9 protein-coding genes are annotated in these 10,156 nt (G+C 69.9%); 4 read left to right on the top strand and 5 right to left on the bottom strand.

All coding sequences use genetic code 11. The features are described 5' to 3' along the window. The 3 genes from IEY93_RS18470 to IEY93_RS18460 all read right to left on the bottom strand — a co-directional run. A partial coding sequence (locus tag IEY93_RS18470; RefSeq protein ID WP_373291487.1) for a zinc ribbon domain-containing protein occupies window positions 1-271 on the bottom strand: 271 nt, incomplete at its 3' end. Further along, a complete protein-coding gene (locus tag IEY93_RS18465; RefSeq protein ID WP_189164339.1) occupies window positions 268-1,521 on the bottom strand; it encodes a cytochrome P450 family protein in 1,254 nt (417 codons plus the stop codon). The genes IEY93_RS18465 and IEY93_RS18470, both read right to left, overlap by 4 nt. A gap of 103 nt (window positions 1,522-1,624) precedes the next feature. Next, window positions 1,625-2,065: a nuclear transport factor 2 family protein gene (locus tag IEY93_RS18460; RefSeq protein ID WP_189164338.1), complete on the bottom strand. Its 441-nt coding sequence runs from the start codon at window positions 2,063-2,065 to the stop codon at window positions 1,625-1,627. Between the two features lie 384 nt (window positions 2,066-2,449). Here IEY93_RS18460 and IEY93_RS18455 point away from each other — a divergent pair, with 384 nt between their 5' ends. From IEY93_RS18455 to IEY93_RS18440, 4 genes are all read left to right on the top strand, one after another. Continuing rightward, window positions 2,450-3,787 carry a cytochrome P450 gene (locus tag IEY93_RS18455; protein WP_189164337.1) on the top strand — a complete coding sequence of 446 codons (1,338 nt, stop codon included), beginning with the start codon at window positions 2,450-2,452 and terminating at the stop codon, window positions 3,785-3,787. After that, window positions 3,784-4,803 (top strand): terpene synthase family protein, encoded by a 1,020-nt coding sequence (locus IEY93_RS18450; protein WP_189164336.1) that lies wholly within the window; start codon window positions 3,784-3,786, stop codon window positions 4,801-4,803. The genes IEY93_RS18455 and IEY93_RS18450 overlap by 4 nt, the downstream gene beginning before the upstream one ends. Next, complete coding sequence (locus IEY93_RS18445; protein WP_189164335.1) at window positions 4,800-5,843, top strand: polyprenyl synthetase family protein; 1,044 nt, start codon at window positions 4,800-4,802, stop codon at window positions 5,841-5,843. Before IEY93_RS18450 ends, IEY93_RS18445 begins: the two co-directional genes overlap by 4 nt. Before the next feature lie 63 nt (window positions 5,844-5,906). Next, on the top strand, window positions 5,907-7,190 hold the full coding sequence (locus tag IEY93_RS18440; protein WP_189164334.1) for an activator-dependent family glycosyltransferase: 1,284 nt from the start codon (window positions 5,907-5,909) through the stop codon (window positions 7,188-7,190). Between the two features lies 1 nt (window position 7,191). Here the strand turns inward: IEY93_RS18440 and IEY93_RS18435 are convergent, their stop codons facing one another. Next, entirely contained in the window at window positions 7,192-8,736 is a 1,545-nt protein-coding gene (locus IEY93_RS18435) for an RCC1 domain-containing protein (protein ID WP_203968691.1), read from the bottom strand. Between the two features lie 555 nt (window positions 8,737-9,291). Beyond that, the gene (locus tag IEY93_RS18430) at window positions 9,292-10,098 is read right to left on the bottom strand and encodes a MerR family transcriptional regulator (protein ID WP_189164332.1); all 807 of its coding nucleotides are present in this window, start codon (window positions 10,096-10,098) and stop codon (window positions 9,292-9,294) included. Between the last annotated feature and the right edge of the window lie 58 nt (window positions 10,099-10,156).

The raw sequence follows: 10,156 nt of genomic DNA, 5'->3' as shown, positions 1-10,156 counted from the left end.
GGTTGCGGGCGGCGTTCACATCCCGGTCGTGCTCGAGACCGCACCCGCATGTCCACGTCCGGTCGGCGAGCGTGAGGTCTCCATTGACAGCTCCGCAGCCGCTGCAGAGTCTCGAGGACGGGAACCAGCGGTCGGCCGCCCAGAGGCTCGAGCCGTACCACTGGGTCTTGTACTCGAGCCGGCGGAAGAACTCGCCGAACCCGAGGTCGGAGATCTGCCGAACGGGGTCGTGCAGGCCGGCGGGGAACGGCGGGACACACCGGCCCGTCATCGGCCGGGCCGGCTCCTCTCGGCGGGCGCCAGGAGTACTGGCAGGCTCTCCAGGACCCGTACGGTCGGCATGACCCGATAGGACAGCTCGGAGACGGGCACCGCGAGCCGGATGTCGCCGCACAGTTCGAGCAGGACCGCGAACGCCGTCTGCGCCTCCATCCGGGCCAGTGCGGCGCCCAGGCAGTAGTGGATGCCGTGGGCGAAGGCCAGGTGCCGGCCCACGTCCCGCCGGATGTCGAACCGGTCGGGGTCGGTGAACCGGCGCGGATCGCGGTGGGCCGCCAGGATCGAGCCGACCACGACGTCGCCGCGGCGGACTTCTGCCCCGGCGAAGGTGAGGTCCTCGGTGGCGAACCTGATCAGGCTCGATCCGAGGGTCGCGTCGTACCGGAGCATCTCCTCGACCGCGCCCGGGATCAGCTCCGGATCGGCGCGCAGCGCGGCGAGCTGGTCCGGGTGCCTCAGCAGCGTCAGCAGCCCGCAGGCGATCAGGCTCGACACGGTGTTGAAGCCGCCGACCAGCAGCATCAGGGTCATGGCCTCCAGCTCGGGCCCGGTGAGCCGCTCGTCGTCGGTGCCTTCCGCGATGAGCGCGCTGAGCAGGTCGTTGCCCGGTGCGGCACGCTTGGCGGTCACCAGGCCGGCGATGTAGGTCTTCAGCCAGACCAGCGCCTCCGGCACTCTGGGCAGGTCGGCGGGGTCGCTGGACAGGAACGTGTAGGTGTTGTGCTGGAACGCGCGGGTGTCGGTGGCCGGCACCCCGATCAGCCCCATGATCATCTCGATGGCCAGCGGGAACGACAGGTCGGCCAGAATGTCGGCCCGGCCCCGTGCGGCGGCGTCGCGCACCAGCCGTTCGGTGATCGCCCGCGCCTGGGGGCGCAGCCGTTCGACGTGCCGGGGGGTGAAGGCGGCGTTCGCCAGCCGGCGCAGCCGGGTGTGTTCCGGCGGGTCCACCGCCGCCAGGCACTGTCCGAGTCCCAGGGCCTCGGCGGCCGCCACCCAGGGCACGGCCCGGACGTGGCCGGGCGCGTTCCCGGGGTTCACCGACAGCCGGGGCTCGGTGTACATCGCCTTCAGGTCGTCGAAGCGGGTCACCATCAGGGCCGGGATCCCGTGGTAGACGACTTTCGGGACGCGGTCCCGCTCGCGCAGCCCGGCCAGCACCGGATAGGGGTCGTCGATGAAATCCTGGCCGAGCCGGTCCAGGTCCAGATGGCCGGTCGTCTCTCGGGTCTCGACCCTCATGCCGTCGCCTCCCTATGCCCGGCCTTCTCGGCCGGCCGAAAAGTTTCCCGCACCGGGCCGTATCGACCTGGTGCTCCTTTTCCCGCGCGGCGGGCGTGATTCGTCAGCCGGATACCACGCCGATCTGCCGGAGCAGGGTGAGAACGTCGTAGTAGTCGGTGTGCCGCTGGATCAGCCCGTCGGCCGATATTTCCAGAACGCTGATCGCGCGCAGTTCGATGCGGCTGCCCGGGACGGCGGTCGGCGACAGGTGTGAGAATTCCCCCGACAATGTTCCCCGGCCGGTCCAGGTCACGACCGCGCCGCCGTCGGTCGGCATGATCCGTTCCACGTCGACCCGGCTGTCCGGACTGGCCTCGTCCCACTCGTTGAAGAACTGGGTGAGTTCCGCACGCCCGTGGAATATCCGGTGTAATCCGACGTCCTCGAAAACGGCGTCCGCTGCGTAGCAGGCGACGTATTCCGCGGCGTCGTGCCTGTTGAAGGCGGTCGACCAGCGGTCGACGATGGTGACCGTCTCATGGCCCGGCGGTGCGATCGTCATGGCGAAACTCCTGGTCGTGGGCTTATGCCATCACACGATGAACGATATCCGCCCGTGGGACAACAGTGGGAGACCGATACCGCACGTTCGGAGACGCGCGGCGGTCGGCGGCATTTGCGGTGGGCCGATAACGGGGGCCAATATGGGGGTCGATACGGGAAGATGGGGCAGCAGAACCGGACCGGCCGATATTCGGAATAAAGCAGGACGCCGGGCCGGCCGGTAAAGCGCAATTCAGAAGAGATCGGCGGTCGCGGCCGCTCGTACCATCCTGATATCGGGTGCGACCGCAGGATGGAAACCATGACCAACAGAATCATTGACGACCGCCGGGTGCGCGCCGCGTCCCGGACGGTGAATTCACGTGGGCGAACGGCGGAACCGGTGCCCCGTCCGAGACTGTGGGACGAATTACGCGGCACGTTCGCGATGCGGCGTGACCAGGTGGGTTTCCTGAACCAGATGATCGCCGACTACGGGGACATCGTCTGGATCCGGGTGCTCGGCATCAGGATGGCCATGCTCAATCACCCCGACTACTTCGAGCACGTTCTCGTGCGCAACCACGAGAACTACGACAAGAACACGTTCCTGTTCCGCGCCATCGCGCCGATCCTGCGCGGCGGGCTGATCGGGAACGTCGGCGGCGAACCCTGGCGGCACCAGCGGCGGACCATGCAGCCCTCGTTCCACCGCCCCCAGGTCGCCGGCTTCGCCGAGAACATGACCGACGAGACGTCGATGATGCTGCGCCGATGGGAGCGGCAGTACGGGCCGTCGGACGTCGTCAACGTCAGCACCGAGCTGGGCCAGCTCGCCATGCGCATCGTGTTCCGCTCGCTGTTCGGTGCCAAGGTCGGCGCACGCGGCAAGGTCATCGAGGACATGTTCTTCGAGGCCAACCAGATCGCCTGTGCCTTCTTCCGGTTCCCGCTCATCCCGCTGACCTGGCCGACGCCGTCGCACCGCCGGCTGGCGGAGATCATCCGGACCATGGACGGGTTCGTCGCCGACATCATCGCCGAGCGGGTGGCCGGCGGAGAGCAGCATGACGATCTGCTGGACGCGATGATCTACGCGGTCGACGATGTGACCGGCACCGGCCTGTCGGAGGAGCAACTGCACCGCGAGGTGCTCAATCTGATCATCGGCGGGTACGAGACGACCAGCAACTCGGTCTCCTGGCTGATGTACACGGTGGGCCGGCATCCAGAGGTGCAGGAAAGGCTGCACGCCGAGGTCGACAGCGTCCTCGGGGGCCGCGTCCCGACCTTCGACGACGTGTTCCGGCTGAAGTACACCAGGATGATCGTCGACGAGACGCTGCGGCTGTACACCCCCGCGTGGCAGACCATGCGCTCCTCGATCGAGGAGGACGTGATCGGCGGCTACCGGATCCCGCCGAAGTCGGACCTGTACCTCAACATCTACGCACTGCACCGCCACCCGGAGTTCTGGCCCGACCCCGAGGTGTTCGACCCGGACCGCTTCTCTCCCGAGGAGGTGGCGAAACGGCCCCGGCACGCCTACATCCCGTTCGGCAGCGGTCCGCGGGTCTGCATCGGCAAGCACTTCGCGCTGACCGAGCTGACGATCATTCTCGCCATGATCGCGCAGGCGTACCGCGTGGTGATCCCGGACGGGCACCGCGAAGTGCGGCCGGAACCGCTGATCACGTTGCACCCCGCGGGCGGCGTGCACGTGCGGATGGTGCGGCGATGACCGCCGGCCGGATCGCCGCGATGACCGAGGCGTTCGACGCCATCGCCCCCGAGACCAATCCGCACGCCGGCACCGCCGTCCGGCACCTGAACCAGTGGGTGGCCGAGCGAGGGCTGATCGGGCGGGACTCGGCTCGTGAGCGGTTCGACCGCGCGGACTTCGGCTGGTTCGCCGCCGTGACCTACCCGACGGCGAGCGAAGCGGACCTCGGGCTGGTCGCGGACTGGTTCGCGTGGCTGTTCCTGCTCGACGACCAGCTCGACGACGGGCTGCTCGGCCGGGACCCCGACCGGGCGGGGCGGCTCATGGGGGAGCTGTTCGACGTCCTCGAAGGCCACCGCGCCGACCCGGCCGGCCCGTCCATCGTGACCGCGCTGGACGACCTGTGGCGGCGTGCGACGGCGTCGGCGAGCCCCGCCTGGCGCGAGCGGTTCATCTCCCACGTGGTGGCCGGAGGCATGGCGGCCTGCTGGGAGGCCGCCAACCGGACGGCCGGTGCGGTCCCCGGCGAGCAGGACTACGTGGCCAACCGCCGGCACACCGGGGCGATCTACGTGTGCATGGACCTGATCGAGATCGTCGAGCACATCGACGTCCCCGCGGAGGTCTACGACGGCGACGCGTTCGCGCGGGCACTGGAGGCGGCCTGCGACGTGGTGTGCTGGACCAACGACCTGTACTCGCTGGACAAGGAGACCTCCGTCGGCGAGTACCACAACCTGGTCACCGTCGTCGGGCGAGCACGCGGCCTCGACCGGGCCGAGGCGATCGGCACGGTGGCCGGCATGATCACCGAGCGGCTCGCCGAGTACCTCGCCCTGGAGCCCGCGGTCCGTGCCGAGAGCAGGGGATGGACGCCGCAGGTGGAGGCGTACCTGGCCGGCATGCGCTCCTGGATGCGGGGGAACCTGGACTGGTCGGCGAGCACCCGCCGGTACCGTGACGCGCTGCGCGACGGGGCCGCCCCGGCCGACTACCTGGAATCAGCGCTGGTCGAGCGGGTGAGCGGGGCATGAACGCCCCCATCGACGTCGTCCGGCCGGTCCCGGACGTCAACCCCGGGGTGCTGCTCGCCCGGCGGTTGCTGCCGCCGGAGCTGCGCGCCTGGGTGGACCGGCTGGACGGGGAACTGCGGCAGGTCTGCGGCTACCAGCTCGGCCTGTACGACGAGGACGGCCGGCCGACCGGCCAGGTGATCGGCAAGCTGCTGCGGCCGGCCTTCACCCTGCTGTGCTCCGCCGCCGCCGGCGGCCGGCCCGAGGACGCGGTGCCCGCCGCCGCCGCGATCGAACTGCTGCACAACGCCTCGCTCATCCACGACGACATCATGGACGGCGACACAGAACGCCGGCATCGGCCGACCGTCTGGGCCAGGTACGGGACGTCCTTGGCCATCCTCGCCGGGGACGCGCTCATCGCGCTGGGATTCGAGGCGCTGGCCGACCGGCACGACGCGCGGACCGCGCACAGCGTGGCGGTCCTGGCCCGCTCCCTGCGGCTGCTGGCCGGGGGGCAGGACCTCGACCTGCGGTTCGAGTCCGAGAGCACGGTGACGGTGCACGAATGCCTGGCCATGATGGCCGGCAAGACCGGCGTGCTGCTCGGCTGCGCCTGCCGGCTGGGCGCCGCCCGCTCACCGGCGCCGCCCGACTGGGCCGTCCGGCTGGAGGGCTTCGGCGTCCATCTGGGCGTGGCGTTCCAGCTCGTCGACGACGTCCTCGGCATCTGGGGCGATCCCGCTGTCACCGGCAAACCGGTGGGGGCCGACCTGCGGGCCAGGAAGAAGAGCGCACCGGTGGCCGCGGCCCTCGCGGCCGGTGGCACCGGCCCGGCGCGCATCGCCGACCTCTACTCAGGGCGCGAGCCGCTCACCGACCAGGACGTCACCTTGCTGACCGAGCTGATCGAGGAGGCGGGGGGCCGCGCCTGGACCCTCGCCGAGGCCGACCGCCAGGTCTCCGCCGCGTGGGATCTCATCGACGACCTCGACCTCGATGGCTCCGCCCGCGCCGGCCTCGGCGCTCTCACCGCTTCCCTGATGAACCGCGACCACTAGTCCCGGACGGCGCGGCCGAGGACGCGCCGCCGTCACCGGCCATCCGAGTGGAAGGACCTTTCGATGCGGGTTCTCTTCGTGACCAATGTGTTCCGCTCCCACCTGTACGCGCTGGTGCCGTTGGCCTGGGCATTGCGCACCGCGGGGCACGACGTGCGGGTCGCCGGCCCGCCGGACATCGCCGGCGACATCGTGCACACCGGGCTCCCGGGCGTACTGATCGGCGGTGAACTGCGCATCCACGAGAAGATGGCGCAGGCGGTGCCGTTCTACGACCAGATGGAGCCCGCCGACCCCCGCGGGATGCGCACCGGGAAGTCCCTGCAGACCGACTTCGGGTGGGGCGATCCGCATGCCGAACTCGCGGACTTCATCGCGGGCGTGCGTACGGCGCTGTTCCCGGACGACACCATCGACGACCTGGTGAGCGTCGCCCGTGCGTGGCGCCCGGACCTGGTCATCACGGACCCGACCGCGTTCCCCGGTGCGCTGGCGGCCCGGACCGTCGGCGCGGCGCACGCCCGGCAGCTGTTCGGCATGGACCGGATCGCGCAGGTCCGCGCGGCCTGCCTGGCCAGGCCCGGCTCCGGCGGCGACCCGCTGCGCGACTGGCTCGAGCCGATCATGCACCGCTACGGCTGCGCGTTCGACGAGGAGGCGGTGCTCGGGCAGTGGACCGTCTCCCCGCTCCCGAGCTTCATCCCGGGAGTCGAGGGCGTGCACTACGTCCCGGCGCGTCGTGTCCCGTTCAACGGGCCGTCGATCGTGCCGCGGTGGCTGGAGGAGCCGCCGGCGCGCCGGCGGGTCTGCATGACGCTCGGCGTCACGCACCGGGACGCCGGCATGAGCGGCATCTCGGTGCAGGAACTCCTCGACGCCGTGGCCGACCTCGACGTCGAGGTGGTCGCGACCTTCAACGCACAGCAACTCGCGTCGGTGTCGGTCGTGCCGGACAACGTGCGTGTCGTCGACTTCGTACCGCTGAACGCCCTGCTGCCCACCTGCTCGGCGATCGTCCACGAGGGTGGCAGCGGGGCGTTCGCCGGGGCGCTGGAGAACGGCGTGCCGCAGGTCATCGTGCCGCATGACTTCACGGTCGAGAAGTGGCTCGGACCGCTGGCCAACGCCATCGGCCTGGAGGAGCGCGGCGCCGGCGTGTACGCGGCCAACGCTCGCAGCCTGACCGCGAGTGTGCTCCGCGACAGCCTCAAGCTGGTCCTGGAGGACCCGTCGTTCGCGGCGAAGGCGGCCCGGCTGCGCACCGAGGCCCTGGCGATGCCGACCCCGAACGACATCGTGCCCGTGCTGGAGAAGCTGACCGCCGAGCACCGCTCGCCGCGATCCTGAATCATTCCGGCCCCCGGCCGGCGCGGGTCGAGGCCGCCGATGCGGCGCCGGGCCGGCTGTAGGGCTTCCAGCGTGAGCAGGCACTGAGGCGTCCGGCAGGTGTCGCCGGCGCGCTCGTGCAGTCGCTCTCGTACACGTCGTTGTTGGTGTCGCGAATCGTGATGGTGAGGACGGGAGTGGCGCTCGGCGGGTTTCCGGTGATCCTGTCGCCCGAGGCCAGCGAGATCTCCAGCGCGTCCAGGGGCGGCGGGCCGGCCAGAGATGTCGCGGCGATATCGACCCAGTTACCGGCGGCGGTGTCGAATTCCGAGCGTACGTACACGTGCAGAGTGCCGTTCACGTATCCGATGTACTTGGTGGGTTGTGTGCCGCCACTCGGCGTGTAGAAGGCGGTGCTGATGCCGAAGGGCGGTTGCGTCGACTCCGCGATCGCCAGGTTGTGGTACGACCCCGCGGCGATCGCCTCGACCGTCTCACTCGCCGGTATGGAGGTGTTCACCGGCACGTTGCTGGTGGCCGTGGTCCCGTTGCCGAGCTGGCCGTAGAAGTTGTATCCCCAGGCCAGCACCCGTCCGGCCGAGGTGACCGCCACGCTGTGCAGGGCGCCCCCGGCGACGTCCGTGATCGTGATGCCGGCGGGTATGGAGGTGTTCACCGGGACGTTGGTGTTGGTGCTCGTTCCGTTGCCGAGTTGGCCATAGCCGTTGTATCCCCAGGCGAGCACCTGCCCGGTGGAGGTCACGGCCAAGCTGTGGTACGTGCCGCCGGCGACCGAGGTGACCGTGGTGCCCGCGGGCAGCGAGGTGGTGACCGGGACGTTGCTGCTGGTGGTGGTCGCGTTGCCGAGTTGGCCGTAGGAGTTGTATCCCCAGGTCAGTACCCGTCCGGTCGAGGTGAGCGCGAGGCTGTGGTAGCTGCCCGCGGCGACCGCGACGGCGGTGGTGCCGGCCGGCAGGGAGGTCCGCACGGGCGTGCTGCTGTTGGTGGTGGTCGCGTTGCCGAGTTGGCCGTAGGAGTTCTGTCCCCAGGCGAGCACCTGTCCGGTGGAGGTGAGCGCGAGGCTGTGCCCGGCACCTGCGGCGATCGCGATGACGGTGGTGCCCGCCGGTAGCGAGGTGAGCACGGGAACGTTGGTGTTGGTGGTGGTTCCGTTGCCGAGTTGGCCGAAGGTGTTCTGTCCCCAGGCGAGCACCTGTCCGGTGGAGGTGAGCGCGAGGCTGTGCCCGGATCCCGCGGCGACGGCGGTGATGATGGTGCCGGCCGGTATCGAGGCGGAGATCGGGGCACTGCTGTTGGTGGTGGTCGCGTTGCCGAGTTGGCCGAAGGTGTTCTGTCCCCAGGCGAGCACCCGTCCGGTCGCGGTGACCGCCAGGCTGTGTGCCGAGCCCGCGGCGACATCGGTGATGATGGTGCCCGCCGGTAGTGCGGTGGAGATCGGGACACTGCTGCTGGTGGTGTTCCCGGTGCCCAGTTGCCCAGTGGTGTTCTGCCCCCATGCCAGCACGCCGCCCGATGGCGCGGCCGCCGACGCGACGGAGGCGACCATGAGGGCCGCCACCGTCAGCAGAACCGCCAGTGCGAATGTGGCACCCCGCCGAAGGCTTCCTCCTGCGTCGGCCGACGATCTCTTGACGCTCCGGCGAAGTTCGTCCATAGGAAATTCCCGCATGGCGATCAGAGGCCAGATGCGCCCGGCCTGATTGGCAACGAAGTGCCCGGCGTGGTCTTGGTGGAATTTCGCCAGAATCGCCGGAGGTATTTCGGGTGAGCCACACCTCAAGGTGGCGTCGGGGTGCATCTACCGCCGCGCGATGACGGCAAAACCGGGGGACGGCATCCAGCACGATATCTTGATCCACTCATTCGCTGGAGATGCCGGTACGGAATGGCGGCCGACTCGCGAATTGGACAGGCGACTGCAATTCGGCGGCCGCATTGTATTTCCGTGCATCATCGCCGCTATCAGGATCGAATCCGCGGTGACCACGGGCGGAGGTCGTCCCACCGGGCGAGGGATCTGCCGGTCGCCTCCGCGCGGCCCTGTCGTCCCGCTCCGCCGTACACCGTCCCGGCCGGCCGTGGCCGGGACGGTGTGCCGCGATCAGCGGGTGACGGGCTCCTGGAGTTCGGTCACCCAGCCGGCCGGGTCGCCGTCGCCGTACACGAGGTAGACCTCGCGGGCGACGCCGGAGCTGCGGAAGCCGTTCGCCTCGATCCACTGGGCGAGCCGCTGCCAGGTGGCACCGATGTCCTCCATGGCCCCGTGGTGCACGATGGTGGCCGCCTGCTCCACCGCCGGCAGGTCCACGACGTCGAAGTCGTAGGTCTTGCCCGGCTCCAGGTGCGCCGGGGCCCCGGCGTGCACCCGCACGCCCTCGGGGACCTGCTCGTAGTAGGCGACCGCCGGCCCCACGATGGCCAGCCCGGCCATGCCGAGCCGCTTGGTCAGCTCTCCGTACAGCGGCTGGACCACCGGACCGATGGAATCGTAGCTCTCCGCGATGCCGCTGAGCTCGGCGAGCCGGACCCCCGGAACACTCTTGATCACGACGTCCATGGGCACGACGCCCTCCATTTCGATCATCCGGAGTCTCGCCTCGACCCTGGCCAGCCGCGCGGTGTCGTCGGCCACCTTCGTCTCCAGCTCCGCGCGGCGCAGTCTCAGCATGCCGTGCATCTCCTCGGGGCCGACCTTCTCCTCAAGGATCCGGCCCACCTGCTGGAGGCTGAGGCCGAGATCCTTGAGCGCGATCAGCCGGTTGAGGCGGGACAGTTGCCCCGCCTCGTAGTAGCGGTAGCCGGTGGCCTGGTCGACCATGGCGGGCCGGAGCAGTCCGAGTGTGTCGTAGTGCCGCAGCATGCGCACGGACACCCGGCCGAGACGGGCGAAATCTCCAATACTGAACATGACGCCCTCCGGTATACGGCCTCACATTGTGTCAGGGTCAACCGCGGCGGCCGGGCCG

The organism is Sphaerisporangium melleum, assembly GCF_014646695.1.
GTDB lineage: Bacteria > Actinomycetota > Actinomycetes > Streptosporangiales > Streptosporangiaceae > Sphaerisporangium > Sphaerisporangium melleum.
The sequence above is the reverse complement of the archived record's forward strand: the minus strand, read 5'-3'. Positions and strand labels throughout refer to the sequence as shown.

Bases quoted from the DNA above. Each gene is read 5' to 3' on its own strand.
- IEY93_RS18465 (WP_189164339.1), bottom strand. From the start codon at position 1,521: ATGAGGGTCGAGACCCGAGAGACGACCGGCCATCTGGACCTGGACCGG.
- IEY93_RS18460 (WP_189164338.1), bottom strand. From the start codon at position 2,065: ATGACGATCGCACCGCCGGGCCATGAGACGGTCACCATCGTCGACCGC.
- IEY93_RS18450 (WP_189164336.1), top strand. From the start codon at position 3,784: ATGACCGCCGGCCGGATCGCCGCGATGACCGAGGCGTTCGACGCCATC.
- IEY93_RS18445 (WP_189164335.1), top strand. From the start codon at position 4,800: ATGAACGCCCCCATCGACGTCGTCCGGCCGGTCCCGGACGTCAACCCC.
- IEY93_RS18440 (WP_189164334.1), top strand. From the start codon at position 5,907: ATGCGGGTTCTCTTCGTGACCAATGTGTTCCGCTCCCACCTGTACGCG.
- IEY93_RS18435 (WP_203968691.1), bottom strand. From the start codon at position 8,736: ATGGTCGCCTCCGTCGCGTCGGCGGCCGCGCCATCGGGCGGCGTGCTG.
- IEY93_RS18430 (WP_189164332.1), bottom strand. From the start codon at position 10,098: ATGTTCAGTATTGGAGATTTCGCCCGTCTCGGCCGGGTGTCCGTGCGC.